Source organism: Bacillus sp. M6-12 (assembly GCF_002860285.1).
Lineage (GTDB): Bacteria > Bacillota > Bacilli > Bacillales > DSM-1321 > Peribacillus.
Map to the genome: position 1 here is coordinate 108,654 of NZ_PGVF01000031.1, position 21,983 is coordinate 130,636.

Annotated in this window: 18 protein-coding genes, 1 pseudogene and 1 other annotated feature; of the genes and pseudogenes, 5 read left to right on the forward strand and 14 right to left on the reverse strand. The window is 41.5% G+C overall.

The window, feature by feature from the left end; all coding sequences use genetic code 11:
* Positions 1-130: 130 nt before the first annotated feature.
* The 4 genes from CVD28_RS25695 to CVD28_RS25710 all read right to left on the reverse strand — a co-directional run bounded on the left by CVD28_RS25695 (position 131) and on the right by CVD28_RS25710 (position 7,980).
* Positions 131-6,490: an immunoglobulin-like domain-containing protein gene (locus tag CVD28_RS25695; RefSeq protein ID WP_101597514.1), complete on the reverse strand. Its 6,360-nt coding sequence runs from the start codon at positions 6,488-6,490 to the stop codon at positions 131-133.
* 169 nt (positions 6,491-6,659) lie between these two features.
* Positions 6,660-7,061, reverse strand: a complete 402-nt coding sequence (locus CVD28_RS25700; RefSeq protein WP_101597515.1) for a hypothetical protein — start codon at positions 7,059-7,061, stop codon at positions 6,660-6,662.
* Positions 7,054-7,467 carry a hypothetical protein gene (locus tag CVD28_RS25705; protein WP_101597516.1) on the reverse strand — a complete coding sequence of 138 codons (414 nt, stop codon included), beginning with the start codon at positions 7,465-7,467 and terminating at the stop codon, positions 7,054-7,056. The genes CVD28_RS25700 and CVD28_RS25705 overlap by 8 nt, the downstream gene beginning before the upstream one ends.
* A gap of 303 nt (positions 7,468-7,770) precedes the next feature.
* Complete coding sequence (locus CVD28_RS25710) at positions 7,771-7,980, reverse strand: hypothetical protein (protein ID WP_101597517.1); 210 nt, start codon at positions 7,978-7,980, stop codon at positions 7,771-7,773.
* Positions 7,981-8,160: 180 nt separating this feature from the next.
* Here CVD28_RS25710 and CVD28_RS29415 point away from each other — a divergent pair, with 180 nt between their 5' ends.
* Both CVD28_RS29415 and CVD28_RS25720 read left to right on the forward strand, forming a co-directional pair.
* The gene (locus CVD28_RS29415) at positions 8,161-8,373 is read left to right on the forward strand and encodes a thermonuclease family protein (protein WP_374702570.1); all 213 of its coding nucleotides are present in this window, start codon (positions 8,161-8,163) and stop codon (positions 8,371-8,373) included.
* A gap of 3 nt (positions 8,374-8,376) precedes the next feature.
* Positions 8,377-8,487: pseudogene (locus CVD28_RS25720) on the forward strand (small, acid-soluble spore protein, alpha/beta type); the annotation flags it as partial.
* Positions 8,488-8,539: 52 nt separating this feature from the next.
* On the opposite strand, the gene CVD28_RS25725 reads toward CVD28_RS25720, so the two are convergent.
* The 4 genes from CVD28_RS25725 to CVD28_RS25740 form a co-directional block, all read right to left on the reverse strand.
* On the reverse strand, positions 8,540-8,971 hold the full coding sequence (locus CVD28_RS25725; RefSeq protein WP_101597519.1) for a hypothetical protein: 432 nt from the start codon (positions 8,969-8,971) through the stop codon (positions 8,540-8,542).
* 132 nt (positions 8,972-9,103) lie between these two features.
* A complete protein-coding gene (locus CVD28_RS25730) occupies positions 9,104-9,547 on the reverse strand; it encodes an SRPBCC domain-containing protein (protein ID WP_219621212.1) in 444 nt (147 codons plus the stop codon).
* A gap of 15 nt (positions 9,548-9,562) precedes the next feature.
* Positions 9,563-9,871, reverse strand: coding sequence for an ArsR/SmtB family transcription factor (locus CVD28_RS25735; RefSeq protein ID WP_101597572.1), 309 nt, complete (start codon positions 9,869-9,871; stop codon positions 9,563-9,565).
* 116 nt (positions 9,872-9,987) lie between these two features.
* Positions 9,988-11,274 (reverse strand): M48 family metallopeptidase, encoded by a 1,287-nt coding sequence (locus tag CVD28_RS25740; protein ID WP_257985983.1) that lies wholly within the window; start codon positions 11,272-11,274, stop codon positions 9,988-9,990.
* Positions 11,275-11,604: 330 nt separating this feature from the next.
* On the opposite strand from CVD28_RS25740, the gene CVD28_RS25745 reads away from it, so the two are divergent.
* Complete coding sequence (locus tag CVD28_RS25745) at positions 11,605-11,826, forward strand: DeoR family transcriptional regulator (protein WP_101597520.1); 222 nt, start codon at positions 11,605-11,607, stop codon at positions 11,824-11,826.
* A gap of 100 nt (positions 11,827-11,926) precedes the next feature.
* Here the strand turns inward: CVD28_RS25745 and CVD28_RS25750 are convergent, their stop codons facing one another.
* Both CVD28_RS25750 and CVD28_RS25755 read right to left on the reverse strand, forming a co-directional pair.
* Positions 11,927-12,655 (reverse strand): pseudouridine synthase, encoded by a 729-nt coding sequence (locus CVD28_RS25750; protein ID WP_101597521.1) that lies wholly within the window; start codon positions 12,653-12,655, stop codon positions 11,927-11,929.
* 298 nt (positions 12,656-12,953) lie between these two features.
* Positions 12,954-14,573: a putative polysaccharide biosynthesis protein gene (locus CVD28_RS25755; RefSeq protein ID WP_101597522.1), complete on the reverse strand. Its 1,620-nt coding sequence runs from the start codon at positions 14,571-14,573 to the stop codon at positions 12,954-12,956.
* Between the two features lie 226 nt (positions 14,574-14,799).
* Here CVD28_RS25755 and CVD28_RS25760 point away from each other — a divergent pair, with 226 nt between their 5' ends.
* Positions 14,800-16,071, forward strand: coding sequence for an NAD(P)/FAD-dependent oxidoreductase (locus tag CVD28_RS25760; RefSeq protein WP_101597523.1), 1,272 nt, complete (start codon positions 14,800-14,802; stop codon positions 16,069-16,071).
* Between the two features lie 75 nt (positions 16,072-16,146).
* On the opposite strand, the gene CVD28_RS25765 is transcribed toward CVD28_RS25760, so the two are convergent.
* The 3 genes from CVD28_RS25765 to leuS all read right to left on the reverse strand — a co-directional run bounded on the left by CVD28_RS25765 (position 16,147) and on the right by leuS (position 19,242).
* Positions 16,147-16,329, reverse strand: coding sequence for a sporulation protein Cse60 (locus tag CVD28_RS25765; protein WP_101597524.1), 183 nt, complete (start codon positions 16,327-16,329; stop codon positions 16,147-16,149).
* A gap of 57 nt (positions 16,330-16,386) precedes the next feature.
* Complete coding sequence (locus CVD28_RS25770) at positions 16,387-16,698, reverse strand: rhodanese-like domain-containing protein (RefSeq protein WP_101597525.1); 312 nt, start codon at positions 16,696-16,698, stop codon at positions 16,387-16,389.
* A gap of 129 nt (positions 16,699-16,827) precedes the next feature.
* Positions 16,828-19,242 carry a leucine--tRNA ligase gene (gene leuS, locus CVD28_RS25775; protein WP_101597526.1) on the reverse strand — a complete coding sequence of 805 codons (2,415 nt, stop codon included), beginning with the start codon at positions 19,240-19,242 and terminating at the stop codon, positions 16,828-16,830.
* Between the two features lie 118 nt (positions 19,243-19,360).
* Positions 19,361-19,587, reverse strand: a binding site (T-box leader).
* A 193-nt stretch (positions 19,588-19,780) separates the two neighbouring features.
* Between leuS and CVD28_RS25780 the strand changes: the two genes are divergently transcribed.
* The gene (locus CVD28_RS25780; RefSeq protein WP_101597527.1) at positions 19,781-20,233 is read left to right on the forward strand and encodes a cupredoxin domain-containing protein; all 453 of its coding nucleotides are present in this window, start codon (positions 19,781-19,783) and stop codon (positions 20,231-20,233) included.
* A gap of 307 nt (positions 20,234-20,540) precedes the next feature.
* Here the strand turns inward: CVD28_RS25780 and CVD28_RS25785 are convergent, their stop codons facing one another.
* Positions 20,541-21,737, reverse strand: coding sequence for an MDR family MFS transporter (locus CVD28_RS25785; protein ID WP_101597528.1), 1,197 nt, complete (start codon positions 21,735-21,737; stop codon positions 20,541-20,543).
* Positions 21,738-21,983 lie beyond the last annotated feature (246 nt).

Sequence of the window (21,983 nt, forward strand, 5' to 3'; positions counted from 1 at the left end):
GTCCTTTCTTTATACAGGACTTAAGCTAGCTTCCCCTCTTTTCTAATCTGCTACATTTTATTAACTTCCGAGAAGTAAAAAAGGAGGAATAGGCTTTAGACCCATCCTCCTTTCCATTATGCTTTTATTTTTAACGTTTTTCTACTAGCGTTTCCTCTCCATTTGGGCTGATTTTATATTGGTGGTTTCTTGCTGCTTCTTCAATATCTTTGAATGCCCAATGCGATGTTGGAACATCTTTAAACGTTTGAGTCTTTACATTGTGTAATGGTCCCCGTTTAAAAAGTCTGTTTAACACGACAACCGCTTGGGCTCTTGTTAGTGATTCTTCCGGTTTAAATACATTGCCTGTAAAACCACTCATAACTCCAGAATGTCTCATAAAAAGTATAGCTTCTGACGCCCAGTGACGGGATGAAACATCAGAAAAAACTACTTTTTTGAAGTTATTTAAGGAAGAACAACTATTGAAAGCGGTGTTGTCTTTTTTGCATTCCTGTTGGATCCACCGATACGATATAGCCGCCATTTGAGCACGAGTGATGGTGGCTTCCGGGTTGAATTTTTCTCCTGATACACCCAGCATGATTCCGGTGCTTTTGGCCTTCATGATCGCTGAATATGCCCAATGGTTCTTTGGAACATCTTTATACCCTTGTTTAGTATTCATTTTAACTTCTTTTTCTAAGTTACGCGTAAGCATGGCTGCCATCTGGGATCTCTTAACCTGTTCATTCGGACGGAATGTTTGGTTATCAAAGCCACTGATATATGGAACATGCGACTGTACCTGTTGGTTATCAAACAGTTCCTTCCAGCCTTCCATATAGATCATCGTAAAGGTACTGAATTTCTTAACGGTAAATTCAAGGCCCTCTTCCCTCTTGTTGGTCTTCACAAGGCGTCCTTGCATAAATTCTTTCGTACCGTCACTGTGTTCGATGTAAATGCCAAGGTTGTCAATGACTTTTTGCCTTTCGGCAGGATCTGCAGGCAAGCTGTCCTTTAATGGAAGAACCAGTGTGACTTCCCTGCTTTGCATATTCGTCTCGATTTCCATAGGGCGTCCCAATACTTTAACTGTGTTGTCTTGGGCTATATCCCTTATCAATTCTTCTTTCATGGCTCTCTCCACTAATTGCTGTTTTTGTTCATTGGACTTTACCGGCACGACCCGGAAGTACAAATTGTCACTGAAGCTATCCAAAGAATCCGTCGGAATGGAAATAGTAACGTTGTGAGTAGTAATTTCTAAATTGATTTTCCCTTTGTTAATTTCTGATAAAGCCGTTTTTGGAATTTCCACCAATATTTCAGAGACTTTATCAGCTGGATCTGGAATGACGATTCTGGCTGTATCCGTACCTTGTTGAATAGCTTTTTCTACTGTTTCTTTTGCTATATTATCTGTCATTCTTACATGATCTTTTATGGTTCCATTCGGCTCGGTTGTACGGGTAATGGGTGTCTGGGTTAAATTTGTGCCATTCCCAGCATCAACGTCGACTTTTATTTCTTCCGTGTTAGAAGGCGGAGTGGCTCCCCCTGTCCCTGTGTCGGGCTCATCCCTTGTAACTATCACGGAATACGTTTTTTTCGTAACACCATCTTCAGCTGTAACAACAATATGAATGGTGTTTTCTCCCACCTGTAAGGAAACTGGTGATGATGGAGAATTCCCGTTTATAAGAACAGTGGCTTTTCCTGTATCCTCTACCGTTGGCACAAGGGTAAGCTTGTTGACGGAAGCAGAAACGGTAGCCCTATACTGAATCTTATTTTGACTGAATGCAGGAGTTAACGTGCCATTCGATAAAGTTAAATTACTCAAATCAGCATTGATGGAAGGAGCCAATTTCAGCACTTTTACTGTAAATGTTTTCTCGTCCGTCGCTCCCCCTTTGGTGATGGTAGCGATTAACGTCACGGTTTGGTCGGCATCTGAATACGGAGGACGCGAAACCTTCCCATCCGTTGTAATGACATTTTGGCCGTTCGACGACCAGCTTACCTCTGTTCCGTGCAAACCAGTCGTTGGAAGAGTTACATTTTGTGTGACTCTATCCGAACTGTCATCAGGTGCATAGCCGATTTCTAAAGCTGACTTAGCAGCATCCACTGCTTCGGCATCTGTTTGAGCCAATGCTTTAACGGTGACAGTGAATGTTTTGGTATCAGAAATATCACCTCTTGCAATATTGGCAGTCAAGCTAACTGTCTGATCACCTTCTGTAAATGAAGGTCGATTTAACTTCCCATCTGATGCTATCAGGTTGGGATGGCTGGAAGACCAGCTAACCAGCGTGCCAAAGCCTCCTGTTATAGGAAGTGTAAGGTTGGATGTTACATTTTCTGCATGATCATTTCCAGAATATCCAATGGCTAATTGAGATTTTGCCTCCGTAACCGCCTCTAGGTGTGTTTGGGATTTTGCTTTCACAAGTAGAGTAAATGTTTTTGTATCGGAAGCATCTCCTTTGGAAATCGTCGCAGTCAAGGTGACAGTTTGGTCGCCTTCCGTAAAGGTTGGACGCTGAACGGTTCCATCAGCTGCAATCAAGTTGGGTTTGCTGGAAGACCAGGTAATTTGGGTTTCATTGGTTCCTGTTGATGAAAGCGTTACGTTCTGCGTTACACTATTTGCAGAGTCCCCACTTGCATACCCTATGGTTAAGTCCGCTTTCGCATCACTTACCGCTTCTGCTGGCGTCATCTTACGAGAAACTTTCACCGTGTATGTCTTTGAAATTCCGCCCACATTTACTACGATTGGAAAAGTAGTCTCTTCTTGACTTAAAGGTTCCGTGTGCGTACCGCTGTTTCCCTTGTTCTCCCCAGCAATTGTTACACTGGCTGCTGGATCCAAAGTACTCGCTGTGAAACTTATATTTGTTGTGTTATATGGAACGGCTACATCATAATTCACTACGCTCGGGTTAAAAGACGGTGTTAAAGTTCCATCAGAAACCGTTAACTCACTTAAGTCTGCCGATACAACGCGTACTGTTCGTGTGACTTCAGAAGCTGGATTATTGCTGCTGTCAGTGACGTTGTACCGCAACGTATAAGTCCCCAACTGAGTGGTATCCACCGTACCGGAGACGGTCACAAGGTTAGTCAGATCACCGTCTGATTCGTCGTTTGCCGTATATCCTGGTTCCACATAAGCTGAACCTTTTAACACATAGACAGTCGAATCACCATGTAACGTGATAGCCGGTTTCGTCTTATCAACGATTGTAAAGCTCATGGTAGCTGAATCGCTCTTTGGTTGATCGGAACCGTTCGTCCGGCCATTGTCTTGAATGGTGTACGTGAAGGAAGCGTCCCCCTTATAGCCTGGTTCGGGAGCGAACTCCACCTTCCCATCAATAATACTGACCGTTCCCCCTTGGATAGCTACTACATCTGTGACGGTAAGGGTCTGCCATTGTTGTTCATCCTCAGGTCCTACACTATCGTTTCCGGTAAATGCAGTGAACGGGAAGATCACTTTATCTGTTCCCAAAGCCACATCGGGGTGAGTGTCATCTGCCGCTTTCGGCGGGTCGTTGACTTCGGTGATGGTAATCACCGCTTCAACCTCCTCACTTAGCAAGCTATTGTCCGGACTTGGTGCTGCCTGTACTTTAAAACCAAAACCGGTAGTACCATGCATATTGCTGCTCGGCTTGAACTTCAACCCGTCCTTACCTTCTGTTACCGTGATAAAGTCGCCGTTTGAAATCTTAGTGATGCCGTTTGTGTGATACAACTCGCCACCTGAAATACCTGTGATTTTAAAATGAGTAGCAGTAGAACCACCAGCACTTCTAGGTGTAATAATTAACGCGCTGCTTTCGGTATCTTCCTCTGTTGTCACGTCCGTCACACTCGGTCGGTCTGCACGTGCTTTTACTGTAAAACTGACAATCCCGGTTGCAGTCTTAGGATCAGCCGCACCGTTTGTGGTTCCGTTATCTCTAATCGTATACTCGAAACTCGCCTGACCTCGAAAGTCTTGCTCAGGAGTAGCATAGACTGTGTTTCCATCCAGTCTTACGGTGACCCCCTGCGGATTTCCAACACTAACGACTCGTCGGGTCTGTTCGTTTTCGTTCGCAGGTTTTTCCTTGTCATTCTCAAGAAGCTTATCCACATCGACCTGACGCTCACCTGAATTTTCGGCTACGGCTGTCAGCGTGTCATCAACCGCTATCGGATTGTCGTTGACTTCGCTGACCGTGATGATTGCTTGAGCCGCTTCACTCAGCCCGGTGCCTGCGTTATCCAGTGAGGCTTGAACTTGAAATGAAAATGAATCACCCGCTGGTGTATTGGCATGTTCTTCCGGTTTGAATTTCAGTCCAGCATCACCGTCTGACTTGGTAATAAATTGACCATTTGAGATGGGGGTAGTCTGATCATTCATATACAGCTCTCCACCGGTGATTCCGCTGATTTTGAAATGCGTCACCCCTGCACCATCAGCTGCATTCGGGGTGATTTTAAGACCGTTTGGATTCCAGTCATCTTCTTCACTTGTCGCAGGAGTCACGGTCGGCTTTTCAGTTACTGGTTTGATTGTAAACGATACAGTCGCTTCATCTGTTTTAGGTGCCAAAACACCCTTTGTGGTTCCATTGTCCTCAACGGTGTACTGAAAACTTGCTGTTCCTGAATAGTTCTCGTTTGGTGTAAATAGAATCTCATTTCCTTCAGTAGTGACAGTGCCTCCAACTGCATTTTCTACAGACTTAATTGTTAAATCTTGCCCACTTTCATTTGCAGGTCCTTTGGAATCGTTACGAAACAATTCGGATATTTGAATTCTTTGAACTCCTGGATCCTCAATGAGGTCTGGTAAAGTATCATCCACGGCATCAGGTGCATCGTTTACTTCATTTACAATGATTGAAGATGTAACTGGGTTACTTAACCGCGTATTGTCTGTTCCAGGGGCTGCTTGCACTTTAAATCCAAATCCAGCAGTTCCATTTGCATCTTGGGTTGGACTGAATTTTAAACCCGCCTGTCCTTCACTTTTAGTGATGAAGCTACCGTCAGTTATAGGTGTGGTACCATCATTTTTATATAGAAGACCACCTGTAATTTCCGTTATTTTATAGTGGGTTGTGGCAATATCAGGTGCAGTAATTACCAGCCCTCTTTCTGTTTGAGTATCTTCATTGGTTTCAGCGTTTTCTACAGTAGGGTCATCAGCTCTTGGGTCAATCTGGAATGAGACCGTTCCCTCAGCAGAACTTACTTTAGTATCAGGTGTTCCCATGGTGGTTCCATTATCCTTCACTTTATAAGTAAAACTAGCGGGTCCGCTATAATTACTAGCGGGAGTAAATACCACGTTTGTTCCCTCTATCCGTGCTGTACCACCATTCCCATTACGAACTGACACAATGGTTAGACTCTGGAAACTCTCATTGGCAACTCCCTTATCATCATTAGCAAGTATCTCTGCAAATGGAATGGATCGCTCACCCGAAGATTCTCCTATGGGTGACAAAGTATCATTCACCGGAACCGGTTCATCATTTACCTCATGCACGGTTATAATGGCTTCCTTTGCTGGACTTAACCCTGCTCCTGTTTCATCATATGCGGCATAAACATTGAACTTAAATGTATCATTTGGAGAGTGCGCATTTGAATTCGGAGTAAATGTAAGTCCCTCAAAACCTTCAGCCTTGGTAATAAATTGGTCATTCGTGATTTCAGTCGTTCCATTCTTTTTATACAATCTACCCCCTGTAATTCCATTTATCTTAAAATGGGTGACTGCTTCATTGGAATTAGGGGTAATAACTAAATTACTGTTGCTTGGTGTATCCTCCATTGTCTCCGTATTGGTTACACTAGGAGCTGTAGCTGCCGGCTGGTCCTCGACAGTTCCATATTCAAGTAGCAGTTCTGGTCCTTTATTACTTTGATTAGATAAAAAGAAGTATTCTCTTCGATGACCATCGACTGGTACATCTCTACCAAGTAAAGCGAACGTTGCTTTTTGATCTTTCACATATTGTTCTTGTACAAAATCTGTGACAACGAACTCCTTTATACCTATTGAAGGCGGGCCTGCTGTAAGTAATGGATGTTCTTCTGAATCCAGAGGGAATGAACCAGGGTCTTGCTCACTCCATGAGTCATTTTCTGAACCAAATAAACGGATAAAGGGCAAATTATCTTCTCCGGAAACATCGCTATTAACCTGAGAAATATGAATTCTGAGTACGGCTCGGGATATATAGGTATCCGCCCCTTTAGCAGGTATCGCAAATTGAATAGCGGATTTTTGTATTCCATACTCTACCCCTGATACACCTGCATAATTTAATTGGTCTTCCATGAGTGGTCCTAAATCATCCCAGGAACCATCTGCAACTGCTCCGATTGTGGTGGATTCCGTTACAGCAGCAATGGTTCGCACCGGAATATTTAAGGCAACTAGCAAGAGTATCAAACATATATTAAATATTTTTCTTGCAGAAATCATTAATTTTCCTCCATTAGGTATAATTTCCTATTTTCATAGAGAAATTATACAATACTACCGATCTATTTGGATATACTTTGTTATTCATGTAAAATATTGGCACTTTTTAAGGTAACTAAATTATTAACGATAAAAAATAAAAGCACCCTAAACGGTGCTCTTTCAATGATTAGCTATTGATCAATTTGATGTAGGAATTGTAATGCTTCTCTAAAAATGCAGTAAAAAAATCAGAATTGAAATTATAAACATCATTATTGAAAACTGAAATATTCACGGCATCATTATTATTTTGAAGCTTACACCCTGTTCTATTACCATCTAATCCTAGTGGGATATTAATACTCCTCAAATCTTCTTCTGTGATATCTCCAGGATAATGATCCATAGCTATAGAAAAGTATTCTGGATTCGCATCAAGTTGCATCCATCTCTTATTCCTTTTTTTGTTTGGGATATAGGGACTGATTCTTTTGTTTCCAGAAGGAAGTGTTCTTTCTTTGAATTGTACACTAGGAAAATTCAACTTTATTAATTTGATAAATTCTCGCCTCATTTCTTCACTATTCATGAGTTGCCCTCTTTCTCATTAATAAATTTTCTTTACCATAAGCACTCCAACGAAGAAAAGGGTGATTTTTACCATCGCTATCCATTTCATCGGTATAAGTAAAATAATTGTTAACAAATATGGTCATGGCTCCAATAACGTATCTTCTATCTTTATTTGATATTTCACCCTGTCTAACTCTTCCTTTTGATTCTAAGACATCAATTGCTTGATCAAAATCTCTTCTGTATATCTTAAACATACGTTTTTCATTATTTCTGAATATCGACAACAATATCTCCGATCTGAATATACCTTCGACTTTTGCTTTTGCCTTACCTCTTGTAGTCGAAATGTACCCTCTTTTTGAAGATTCAGTTGTCACATCATTCCATAGACTTTCTTTTAGTTTAGCAGTTTCAGACATTAAATCCCCTCCCTATTCAGGACAGATTATAATTGGCAAAACCTGACGGGTAAAGAGCTTTTTTCTAAACTTTTCCAATGGAACATCACTAAATTTTTCTCCCTAAAATATCCAGATTTATGGTAATATTATCTTGGTTAAAATTTACCAAGGAGGATCTAAATGAGAAAGTTACAACTTACAATCCTAGTCGTTGCCTCATTCCTACTCTTATCCCTATTCCCGACTCAATCATCAGCACATAGAGGGGCATTGGCATAAACTGGGAGGTCATTTCGACAACAAATCATGTTCATACTTACTTCACAAACCTACTTCACTCGCTAAGTCAGCAAAGTCAAAAACTGCCTTACTATCCTTAATCAAAAAGTATAGCAGTAACAAATGTAAGAACACCCTTACAGTAGCTAAAATAAACACAGGTTCACTTGCCTTACCAACTGGAACTGTACCTAAAGCTACACCTAAACCTGCAGCTAAACCAACTACTGCTCCTAAGTTAGCAATCAACAAAAAGTACACTGCTACATTTTCATCATGTACAGATGGTGATACAGCAAACTTTAAGATTAATGGTAAAGTCTACAAAACGCGTTTCCTTTTTATTGATACACCGGAAAGTACTAATAAAATTGAACCTTCGGTAAAGAGGCAGCTACCTTTACGTGTACTCGTATCAAGAACGCTAAGAAGATCGTATTAGAAACTGACGGAAAAGATACGTATGACAAATATGGACGCTTATTAGCATGGGTGTGGTTAGACGGAAGATTACATCAAGAAGACATCACTAAAGCAGGATTAGTTGATTACTTTTATGACTATGGAACTTATAAGTACGAAACAAAGGTACGTAATGCATTAGCTACGGCTAAGAAAAGTAAAGTCGGTATTTGGAAAAAGTAAGGACAGATAGGAGCGGAACAAGTAGCAAGAGCCAACGGTTCCGTCGGTGGTGAAATGGTAAAACGTATGGTCGCAATGGCTCAACAGCAAGTAGGCGGAACAACAAGGTTCTAAGCAATCCTAAATGGGGAGTGACCTTTTACGGCATGAGGCGACTCCCTTCAATTTATCTACGAAATATATTATCCCATTTCTCATCTTCTTCCTTCTTACGTGCTTCTTTATCTTTTCGAATTAAATCATTTTCTTTGGCAATCAATCCCTCGACTTCTTTTGCTAGAGGCTGATTTAAGAACTCCTTAACTAATTCAATGTTTGTAATACCAGCTAATAAACTTGGCTCAGGTGATTCATTCCTTAACATTTCACCAATTTCATTTAGATAAAGGGCAGCAACCTTATCTTTAATCAAAAAGTCCCCTTCTTTTTCTGGAAAAGACATTCCATTTGTATCACTAATCATTGCTTTTGTGGCATTCACATGCAAATCAAGACCGCCAAAATGGGCCAGTTCCTGCTCATCTACTCCTTCAACGGATATAGTAAGGGGATTCCCCTTCCTATCAACTGTCTGCAGGTATAAGCTATCTTTTTCCATATACAATTCTCCCTTATTGTTGTTTGCCCTTTTATAGTAAGTAACGATTCATTCACTATTTTTAGCATTTGTCCAAATTTATAAGTTTTTATTATATTTACAATTATATTAATTGAAACACAAACCCATTGCTTATACCTTCAATGGCGGCAAAGTGTGTCCTGTTTCCAGCAGGCTTTTCAAATTGCTCAGGATTGCTGGCCAGCCGTTATTATATCCATAGAATCCTTCATTTGCTTCACTAAGATCTGATGGCAGCAAATCTTCATGCTTAAGCGTCAGCTTTACAGCCGAATCCATCTGCTCCAGTTCAAATATCACTCTTGGCGAACGTTCGCGTACTGTTTTGTCTTCCACCCAGTTAAAAGTATATGAAAGAAGACGATACGGCTCGCTCGTTAATACTTTTCCGTAATCAACCACATTCCCATTTTTGTCTAAGAAAGAAATCGTTGAGCCTTCTTTCCAATCAGATTGGACTTCATGTCCAAACCAATATTCTTTAGTAAAATCCCGTTTGTCAGTGCCTCCCAGAGTTTTTCCTGTGTCGTTGCTATGTAAGTAACATAAACAAATGTCGTGTCTGTCATTTTACTCCTCCTCAAGACTTTTTTTCAGATCACTCAATGCTTTAACCCGTTGCAGTTGATATTTTCCAATCCAACGGTCAGCTATCTCTCCAATAGGAGCAGCATTCAGGAAATGAAATTTATGCCGTCCTTTATATTCGACAATAATTAAATTTGCCTCTTCTAAAATAACAAGATGTTTGGTAACAGATTGACGGGTCATTTCAAGGTGTTCACACAGCTCACTTAAAGTTTGACCATTTCTCTTGAAGAGCTCGTCAAGGAGTTGTCGCCGGCTTGAATCTGCAAGAGCCTTAAATATCTTATCCATACTACAATTATATGCAACCATTTATCTGCATGTCAAGTTGCTTATGTCAGATAACTTCCCGTTAACCTGGAAATCCCGAAAACAAAAAAGACTGAAGAAAATTCAGCCTCTTTTAATCACTCATTATAAGGTTTTAACAAACTCATTATATCTTTATAATCTTCTTCTTTGGCATAGTCATATGCTGTATAGCCGCTTTCGTCCTCTAGTAAAGGATCAGCCCCATTGTTAATCAGCAATTTAGCCATTTCCAGGCTTGGCATATATACAGCATCCATCAGCGGTGTAGTTGAGTAGCTGTCCTGCGCATTTACATTTGCACCTTTCTTAAGCAGAAGTTCTGCTGCCTGAAGATTGTCGTAGTAGACAGCATAATGAAGGGCAGTTGCACCGCTGCTGTCAGCTGCATTGATATCTTTCTCTGCATCAGCAAGCTTTTGAACCTCATCAATGCTTTTCTCCGATTCTAATGCTTCCATTAATGGTGTGACATCTTCAACTTCAAACTCTTCTTCACTGAAGGTTTGTTCGCCAAAAGTATAAAATCCGTAAACGATTCCTCCTACAAAGAGTAGAAATAGCAGTAAACCAGACGTAAGTCCGGCAATGGCAATCCATTTTTTGTCTTTCACAAGCGGATACGCTTCCGGCTCATTCCAGTGGTTAAGAGCATTCAGCCGCTTCGGCAAATCCGGATGGGTTGACATCATTTCACTTAGTACTGCAAAAAAGCCTTTTTCCTCGCGCAATTGCTCAATATAAGCTTCTCTATTCACTTTAGGAGCCAGTTTCTTGCCGATGGCCAGCATTGTCAAAGCTTCCTGCGATGCCATCATATTGTTTACATAGAAGGCTGCGTAGCGGTCACATGTATATTCACAAGCTCTCATATAGGCTTCTCCCAGAAAAGGCACGAACATGGCAGGCAGCAATAGAAAGTGAACCAAAACATGGCGCCTTTTGAGATGCGCAAACTCATGCGCAAGCACAAACAATAATTGATCATCTTTATCCTCGGAAATCAGGTCGAAAATTTCCGAGTATACGACTACCATATTCTTTCCAAAAAAACGTGTGGCAAAAGCGTTTAAAAATCCTGCAGATTCCATAACATATATCGATGGCATTTGCTTTAATTCCATTTTTCCAGCTATTTCTTCCGCTTTTTGATAAATTTCCGGGAATTGATTTTCACTGATGCGGACCCCATTCCTTCTGATAGAAGCCATAGACAGAGCATGGAAAAAGTAAGCGAAAATGATCATGCCAGCCATAATAGCAATTCCGATAATGGAAAAAACAAAAGCAATATAAGTTATTATGCTAAACAATACTGTAATTGCAAAGTACATATTCTCTTTCTCATGAACCAGCCGGTGCTGCAGTTTATCTTGATTTAACAAATAAGATCCTCCTTGAATGGAAATACATAGCACTTAAATCAAGAATATTATATAGAAAAGGTGCAGAGTTTAAAATTGTAATATTTTCCACCATTTGAAAATAAATTAAAAAAAATTAATATTTTGTAAATTAAGTTCATTTATATAGAATATATCGCTTTAACAGGGTACAATAGAAAAGTACTAACACATGAAATTGCAAGGGTTTTAGAGAAGCTGCAGGGTGGTAAAGAAATTACATAGGTTTGGAAGAGAGAAAACTCGGCTTTAATCAGTTGTTTCACTGTTTTTTAAGACAAACAGTTGAATTAATGAATAAGGAGTGATTTTTTGAAACCTTCAACAAATCGCATGCTGACCCGCATCAAATCCGTTTATATGTTCATCAGCAATAACGGTCCGGTGACAACACAGGAACTTGTGGAGGAATTTGGCATCACTTCTCGTACCATCCAGCGCGATTTAAATGTGTTAGCATATAACGATTTAGTGAAGAGTCCAGGCCGCGGCCTTTGGACAACAACTAATAAGAAAGTAAAAATATCATCTTAATTGTAAATTCCACCTGTATAATGGAATGCCAGGCAGCTGCTGCCTGGCATTTTTTTAGCTTCTAATTGTTAAGTACTAAAGGCAGGATCGTCGAAAGTTACTAATGATCGGAGGAAGTGCCGCCTGCTTTAAGAAATTCAATTTCATCCTCCGTCAATTCCCGGTACTGACCAAGCTCCAATTCTGGATCAAGCTCAAGGCTTCCCATTGAAATCCGCTTTAGATACACTACTCTCTTTCCAACCGCCTCAAACATCCTTTTAACCTGATGGAACTTTCCTTCCATTATGGTCAGCTCAATATCCGACCGCAGCCCGGATTTGATTATGACAAGTTTTCCTGGCTTTGTATGATAGCCATCATCCAGGGTTACCCCCTGTTTGAAATCAGCGATATCCTGTTCCGTCACTTCTCCTTCAATGACCGCAAAGTAAGTCTTGGGCACATGCTTTTTCGGCGAGAGCAGCTGATGTGCCAATTGACCATCGTTCGTGATCAGCAATAGCCCCTCTGTATCCTTATCAAGCCTGCCAACAGGAAACGGTTCAAACACAGCATCCTCCGGTTCCAGCATATCAATGACTGTTTCCTGATAATTATCCTCTGTCGCTGAAAGCACTCCAGGAGGTTTATTCATCATTAAATAAATGAACTCCCGGTATTCCACCTGTTCGCCATGGACTGTCACCATGTCACTTTCGGGATCTACATGCTCCTTCGCATCCTTTACAATCTTTTCATTAACAAGCACGGCACCAGTTTTTAGAAGCTTTTTCACTTCTTTTCTCGTTCCATATCCGACGTTGGCGAGCAATTTGTCGATTCGCATCTTGTTATTCCCCCTTATGATTATTATTTCCGATTTAGAAAAGCACAAGCGCCCTTGTTAGAGGAAGAACGGCTAAGTTCGCCAGTGTTGTAACTTAGATCGTGTTACCACCTTCGTCCTGTGGCAACGTTGGCACTAGCGCGTCCTCACAAAGCTATAAGCTTTGTTTCGTTCGATGTAACACTGCCCTAGCTTTCCTTGTCCTGTGCGTCGGAGCTGGACATCTGTACTTGATAGAAAAGTAAACATTCTTATTTTTTAAAAAAGGCCACCTTTTTGGATGGCCTTTCAAAAGTAATTATGCTCTAAGTTTAAGCTTCTTCTGGAAGCTTTCAATTCTGCTGCCAAACAGCCGGTGGGCCAGCTTTGATTTTAACGAGAAGGCGAAGTAGACAAGTGCTCCAATGCCCGCGCAGATAGTGATAACAATTACAGCCTGCCCCTGATGGTGAAGATTAAGTACAAGGCCCAAAAGCTTTTCTGCACCTAACACAAATGCCGCCATAATCCCTGCAAATATCCCCATCAATAGCGTCCGCCTTAGAACTAGTGAATAGCTGTATCCAGTAAAATAGTAAATCACATACATGTTGATAAGACATGCTGCAAGATAACCTAACGCAGTGGCATATACAGATCCTTCCGTTTCCAATGCTTTAATGAGCGGGATATTAACGCTCAATTTAATCAGCAATCCGACCAGCAAGCTCAGGACAGTAAATTTTTGCTGGTTAATGCCCTGCAGAACTGCCGCAGTTACAGAGAATAAAGCAAACAGGATTGCAACTGGAGCATATGCTTCCAGAACCTTAGCTCCAATTTCACTGTATCCGTAAAAGGCTGAATATACCGGTGAAGCCAGCAATGCCATACCTACAACGGCAGGAATGGTCAAAAATAAAAGGATTTGAAAAGCCTGGTTCATTTGTGTACTGAATGTATCCATCTTTTCGGCTGCAAAAGCTTTTGTTATTGCAGGAACAAGTCCCATAGAAAAGGCAGTTGCTAATGTCATGGGAATGACTACAAGTTTTTGGGCCTGAACATTCAGGATTCCAAATGCACGGTCAGCCACATCGCCTCCCAAACCGATTGAACCCATTGCTCTGTTAAATGTAAATACATCTACCAGCTGAAAAAGGGGCATCGCAATTCCGACAAATACAAAAGGAATGGAGTATAACAGAATTTCCTTATAAATGTCCGTTAAAGAAACATCGATTGTCCCTTTATCTTGCTTAATAAGATCATCCAAATCGGCTTTTCTTTTCTTCCAATATACAAGCAGAACAATAAGGCCCCCGATGGCACCTGTAAAGGCTGCGAACGTTGCTGCACTGACAGCCGTAACGATATTGCCATCAAGAAATTTCATAACCACAAGTGCACCGCCCAGCAAAAAGACGATTCTCACCAGCTGTTCAACAACCTGCGAAATGGCCGTTGGTCCCATAGATTGATGTCCCTGGAAATATCCTCGTATCAAGCTCATAAACGGTACTAATATAAGCGCAAAACTGACGGCTCGGATAACGGTTGTCACGTCTTCAACAGTAAAACCTTCCTTCCTGTTTTCCAATATGGCAGCTGCTATAGCCGGGGCGCTAAGAAACAATATAAGGAATGCAAGGAATCCTGTTATCAGCATAATCTTCAAGCCTGACTTAAAAAGCTTCTGACCCACCGCATATTCTTCTATCGCATTATACTTTGCCACAAACTTTGAAACAGCCAAAGGCAATCCGCCTGTAGCTATACTTATAAAAATGGTATACGGAACATACGCGTAAGAATAAAGACCCGCACCCTTTTCCCCGACAATCGCGTCAAACGGTATAACATATATTAATCCAAGCACTTTGGACAGCATCATTCCCACTGTCAAAATAAAAGTGCCTCGCAGCAATTTAGACGACATAATATCCCATCCCAGATGATTTCAAATACGTTTCACATGCACACTCTGGCCCATCTAAGGCCCGCAAAATTGCCTATTGGCCTTCTAAAAGCACAATTGTAAGTTTACTCCTTTTATTCGAGATTTACAATTTTAATTAGGTACTGCCAGTATGCATTTTTTTCATTCGTTCCAGAATGCTATATAATGGAGACACTTAATAGACTAGGTTAAAGATGGTGATTTTATGAAATATGATGTGATTGTAATTGGGGGCGGCCCTTCAGGCTTGATGGCTGCGATTGCGGCCGGGGAACAAGGGGTAAAGGTACTGCTGGTTGATAAAGGCGATAAACTCGGGCGCAAGCTCGCTATTTCAGGAGGAGGACGCTGTAATGTAACAAACCGGCTATCTATCGATGAAATCATTAAGCATATCCCCGGGAATGGACGATTCCTGTTCAGCGCCTTTTCGGAATTTAGCAATGAAGATATTATTGCATTTTTTGAGAAGCTTGGAATTGAGCTGAAGGAAGAAGACCATGGAAGGATGTTTCCGGTTACCGATAAGGCACAGAGTGTAGTGGATGCACTGATAGACCGCCTCTCACAATTAAAGGTTAAGATCTTTACAAATTCACCGGCAGCGGACGTGGAATATAGAGACGGTAAAACTTCAGGTGTCCGAATGAGGGACGGGCAATATTTTGAAACGGACGCTGTTATTATCGCAGTTGGAGGAAAATCGGTTCCCCATACCGGATCAACAGGCGATGGCTATGCATGGGCAAGGAAGGCCGGCCACACGATAACCGATCTTTTTCCAACGGAAGTTCCCGTTACATCGGATGAAGCATTCATTAAGCAAAAAAACCTACAGGGCTTGGCATTGAGAGATGTTGCTCTTAGCGTGCTTAACCCAAAGGGCAAGCCATTGATCACCCATCAAATGGACATGCTGTTCACCCATTTTGGCATTTCAGGCCCAGCTGTTCTCCGCTGCAGCCAGTTTGTTGTAAAAGCGATGAAAAAGTGGGATCTGGCCCGGGTTACGATGAAAATAGACGCTGTGCCTGATAAAAATAAAGAAGAACTCTTTCAAATAATAATGAAGGAAATCAAGGCAGAACCAAAAAAAGCGATCAAGAATACTTTAAAAGGAATTCTGCCGGAACGCTATCTGCATTTTCTCCTAGAGCGAAGCCGGATTGACCTTCAAGAGCAGGGAGCTAATGTATCGAATGAAAAAATCCGCCAGTTCTCGGAGCTTTGTAAAAGCTTCACTTTTTCGGTCAATGGAACATTGCCTCTCGAGAAAGCATTTGTTACAGGAGGAGGGGTTTCTGTAAAGGAAATCCATCCAAAGGAAATGGCATCTAAATTGATGGCAGGGCTTTATTTTTGCGGCGAAATTCTTGATATCCATGGTTATACAGGCGGCTATAACATTACATCTGCACTCGTAACAGGCAGGCTCGCCGGGAAAAATGCAGCCATTTACAGCCGGGGGTTAAATTAGAAAATATTAAAGCAGTGTCCGGGGGAAAAATACCGAACACTGCTTTTTTGACAACTAGGGGTCTGAACCCCGATCCTACTTGTTATAGATGACCATTGCACTGAAGCAATAAATCTGTTCATTCTGTTCTTCATTTATAGTTGCGACATTGAATTTAATATCAATAAGATTATCTTCATCAATTTTTTTCAAAAATGAATTAATCTCTGATTCCAAATCTTTTTCATGTTCGCAATCAAACAGTTTTACCTGAACCACGGTCTCTCCCTGCCTTTTTTATTTTCAGCATTGACCGATTCTGATTAATTTAATCACTTATTTTACGATTACTTCTCCTTGCCAGTTCAGCATTCCGCCTGTCATATTCACTACTTTGTAGCCTTGGTCCTGCAAGTAATGACATACATTTGTGCTTCTGCCCCCTGAACGGCAAATGACTATGTATTCCTTGTCTTTATCTAGCCGGTCCAGATTGGCTGGGATATCACCCATTCTAATATGTTCTGCCCCTTCGATCATGCCCTGTGACACTTCTTCATCCTCACGCACATCAACAAGAAGTAATTTCTCACCGGCCTCCAGCTTTTTTTCAAGCTCTTCAGTAGAAATTTGCTTTATTTCATCCATATTAATCACCTCATCAAATGGTTATGTATCACATTATATCAAACAACATATACAACTATACCAGTATAACCACTCCATTACAGGGAAAAGCCCCTGTGAAGGAGCTTTTCTCAAAAAATATATGCTTTATTAGTTGGCTACGATATTTACAAGCTTGCCAGGAACGGCAATAACCTTACGAACTGTTTTGCCGTCAATCTGTTCTTTAATAACATGATCGCCCATTGCGATTTCCTCTAACTTTTCCTTTGGTGTATCGGTAGGCACCATCAGTTTAGTTTTTGCTTTTCCATTAACCTGAACTACAATTTCAACTTCGTTATCAACAATTTTTGCTTCATCAAAGGCCGGCCACGCTTCATAAGCGATGCTTTCTTTATGGCCAAGCAAATCCCAAAGCTCTTCAGCAATATGAGGGCAAACAGGTGACAATAGCTTTGTAAATCCTTCCACATAAGCCTTTGGAAGAGCGTCTGCCTTGTAAGCCTCATTAATAAACACCATCAGTTGGGAAATGGCCGTATTGAAGCGGATTCCTTCATAATCCTCGGTTACTTTTTTCACCGTTTGATGATAGACCTTTTCCAATTTGCCGCTATCATCTTTATCGCTGATTTTAGCAGTGATGGATCCATTATCATCGACAAGCAAACGCCATACCCTGTCAAGGAAGCGGCGGGAACCATCCAGTCCGTTCGTAGACCAGGCAATTGAACCTTCCAATGGACCCATAAACATTTCATATAAGCGAAGTGTATCTGCACCATGGGAATTTACGATTTCATCAGGATTTACAACATTTCCTTTTGATTTACTCATCTTTTCGTTATTTTCACCAAGAATCATCCCTTGGTTAAACAGCTTTTGGAACGGCTCTTTCGTTGGAACCACTCCGATATCATATAAAAATTTATGCCAGAAGCGGGCATATAGAAGATGCAGGACAGCGTGCTCTGCACCGCCAATATAAATATCAACCGGAAGCCATTCTTTTAATTTTTCAGCATCGGCAAGCGCTTCTTCGTTCGTTGGATCAATATAGCGCAAGAAGTACCAGCAGCTGCCTGCCCATTGAGGCATTGTGTTCGTTTCACGGCGCCCTTTCCGGCCGTTCTCATCCGTTACATTTACCCAGTCTTCAATATTGGCAAGCGGTGATTCACCTGTTCCGGAAGGCTTGATTTCCTTCGTCTTAGGCAGCACCAATGGAAGCTGGTCCTCACTGACAGGTTCTGCCGAACCATCCTCCCAGTGGATAATTGGGATTGGCTCTCCCCAATAGCGCTGGCGGCTGAACAGCCAGTCGCGCAGGCGGTAAGTGATTTTCTTTTCGCCAATGCCTTTTTCAACAAGCCACTCAATGCTTTTCTTAATTGCTTCTTCTTTTTTCAAGCCATCCAGAAATCCGGAATTAACGTGCTCCCCATCGCCAGTATAGGCTTCCTTCTCGACATCGCCGCCAGCTACGACTTCCTTTATCGGCAAATCGAATTTTCTTGCAAACTCGTAGTCACGCTCATCATGGGCCGGAACAGCCATAATGGCTCCAGTACCATAGCTCATTAATACGTAATCGGCAATCCAGATTGGCATCTTCTCGCCATTAACCGGATTGATTGCATAAGCCCCGGTAAATGCCCCTGTTTTATCCTTTGCCAAATCTGTTCTTTCCAGATCGCTTTTATTTTTAACTTTTTCAACATATGCCTCTACTTCAGCTTTTTGTTCAGGTGAGGTGATTTCTCCAATAAAAGGATGCTCAGGAGATAGTACTGCATAAGTTGCCCCAAATAATGTATCAGGACGAGTCGTGAATACAGTAAAGCTTTCGTCCTGCCCGTCAATTGCAAACGTAACCTGTGCGCCTTCAGAACGGCCAATCCAGTTGCGCTGCATTTCCTTGATGCTTTCTGGCCAATCCACTTCCTCCAGATCATCCAATAAGCGGTCCGCGTAAGCAGTGATCTTAAGCATCCATTGCTTCATTAGCCGGCGCTCAACCGGGTGTCCACCGCGCTCACTTTTTCCATCGATAACTTCTTCGTTAGCCAATACAGTGCCTAATGCCGGGCACCAGTTTACTGCCACTTCATCAATGTATGCTAAACCATGTTCATACAGCTTTAAAAAGATCCATTGTGTCCATTTGTAATAGCTTGGGTCTGTTGTATTAACTTCTCTGTCCCAATCATAAGAGAAGCCCAATGATTTGATTTGCCGGCGGAATGTATCAATGTTTTTCTCAGTGAATTCAGCAGGGTCATTCCCCGTATCCAGCGCATATTGTTCCGCAGGCAGACCGAATGCATCCCAGCCGATCGGGTGCAATACTTTATATCCTTGCATTCTTTTTAAGCGGGATAAAATATCGGTTGCTGTGTAGCCTTCGGGATGGCCAACGTGAAGACCAGCTCCGGATGGATAAGGAAACATGTCAAGCGCATAAAACTTCCGCTTACCGCTCTCTTCGTTTGTTTTAAATGTTTTATGGCTTTCCCAATATTGCTGCCACTTCTTCTCGATTGTTTTATGATCGAAACTCATATCTGTTTCCTCCTAAGTTTGTGATCCTCTAGCGCCTTTTACCAGGCTAAGACCTGCCCATTACCTGATAAAACGGCATTCTATATTATTTTTGGAATAATAAAAACCCCTCATCCCAATAAGGGACGAGAGGATTATGTATATATCTTCCCGCGGTACCACCCTAGTTGGCGCAAATTTCACGCCCCACTCGAGATCCGTAACGTGGATAAACCGGCAAGCATTACTCTTTGTTCATGCCTGCAGCTTAAAGGCGAGTTCACAGGTCTTCCCGGTTGACTTGCACCTTCCGTCAACTCTCTAAAACGGGATCAAACCGCTACTGCTCCTTGTCATGGCTTTTAAAAATTATGTCATTATATAGCATATTCTAGTCAATTTCTCCCGCGATTGCAAGAAGAGTTATAGTACATTATCAGCTGAGTTTTACTTTTATATGCATAATTTCTGAAAAAAGTTCTTTATTTAGCGTGTTTGGGACAAGAATTCTTTTTCGGTAACATATAGATTATTAACACAAGAATAAGGGGGACAAATTATGAAATTTGTAATTATCCGAAGAAAATGGCTTTTTATAGCATTGGCTGTGATTGCATTAGGTGTAAACATAAGCAGCTGGTACTACTTATTCCCGAAAACAGCGGAAACCGCCAGTACGGAAGCTTCAGGTCAAAGCTATGAAATCAATATGGTAACAGGAGAATACAAGACAACCGTCAAAGACGGAAAAGAGCTTGAAGCCTATAGGTGGGATCCCGGCACAATAGTCATTCCCAAGGATCAGCAAGTAACGTTAAAAATTTTAGGTGTAAACGGCAGCGAGCATCCATTTCATATTGAAGGAACTAATATTAAAGGTGTTGTAAAGAAAGGTGAGGAAACTGTCATTCCCCTTCTGTTTAAGAAAGAAGGAACCTATCGTTTAATTTGTGACACACATTTGGAAATAGGCAGCGGGGGGCCTATGGTGGCCTATCTGGTGGTAGATTGAATTTTTTTGCTGGGATGAAGATAATTTTAATGCAGTGCAAAACCGGCTAGCCTTTAAGCATAGCCGGTTTTTTAATTTGCAGCTGGAAGATGCAGGAGTCCTAAAAAAGATAATCAAGTTTTTGATGCAAAAAGGTGGCTCGTGTTCGTACAATTATTCACCTTTTCTCTTAAATTGCCGTTTAAGCACTTAATCCGACTGTTAGGGGCATAGCCCGATTGGGATAAAACAGATTTCCCATAATGAACAAAAAAAGTCTCCACCCTAAAAATCGGATGAGAGACAACTTAATTAATACCTACATGCTTTATTTTACTGCAGAAACCACTTTTGGTTCTGCAGCATCTGTTTTCATCCAGCGGTCATAAATAAGCGTCGTTCCAATGGCTGCAACAAACAGAACCGAGAGAACAATAAACATCATTCCCATTCCGTAGCTGTCCACCAAAAACCCGCCTAGCAGCGGTCCAATCATTCTGCCTCCGGTAGCGGTACTGTTAACAACTCCTTGATAAAACCCTTCTTTGCCTTTTGGGGACAGCTCATTTGCCGCGGACGGAACGGCTGGCCAGACAAACATCTCGCCAATTGTCAGGATAACCATCGCTGTTAAAAAGCCTGCAAAAGCTGAGGCATTGGCTGCAACTGAAAAAGAAATAATAAAAATCGCCATACCCAGAATGAGCTGGATTTTCATGGTCTTCGCAATTAATTTGATCAATATGTTTACAAGCGGCTGTCCTGCCACAATTAGTGCACCATTAATTGTCCAGAGTAAGCTGTATTGCTTAAGCGAAATCCCGATTTCCTGGGTATATGCAGAAATGGTGGATTGCCATTGAACATAGCCAATCCAGCAGAGAAAATACCCGAAGCACAGCAGAAAAAGGGCATATATTTTCGAATTGTTTTTAACCGTTCTTTGCTCATTGAAAGATACCGTCTGCTTTGAACTTTGGCCATTCATCCCTTTATAGCCGAAAACTGCAATAAGAAAGAACACGAAAAATAAACCTGCATTTGCCGTGAAAATATAATCAAATGAAAACGAAGCAACCCAGCCGCCCAATGCAGAGCCAACGGCTACCCCCAGATTCTGGGCTACATAAATCGCATTAAAAGCTCTTCTGCCCCCTTCTTTCCAAGCTGACCCAGCCATTGCATATATGGCAGGAAAAATAATTCCGGTCCCAAATCCTGAAATAGTCAGAAAAACAATGTAATAAAGATAATCATGGTTAACTGTCAGCCCCACCAAAGATAATAAGGTGATGGCCGTACCAATTAATATCGTCTTATAACCGCCTATCCGGTCAAACAAACCTCCTCCGACAAGATTTCCTGCTACGCTAGCCAGTGCATTTGCCATCAGGATAAGCCCCGCAACAGATAATGATTTACCAAGATGCTCATGTATATAAATTGCATTAAGAGGCCACAAAAAAGAAGACGCAGTTACATTGACTGCCATCCCGATAATAAGAAGCCATAAAGCTCGAGGCATATTTATGTCCCCTCTCAAGTATAAGTCTCTTTAAAGAACTTGTAGTTCACTGCACATTAATCCTTAGAACTGTATCAATACGAAAGCGGCGCCAATTACCGTTGAAAACCAGCAATGAAGATATGTGCCGCATTTAAACAATCATAGGCTGTAGTAGCCTTTTTTCGCGTGATTAATTTTCTGGTACCCAACGTTTTCCTTGTTAGCCGAAAAGATTACTTACCTTATTTTCGTCGGCCAGAATAA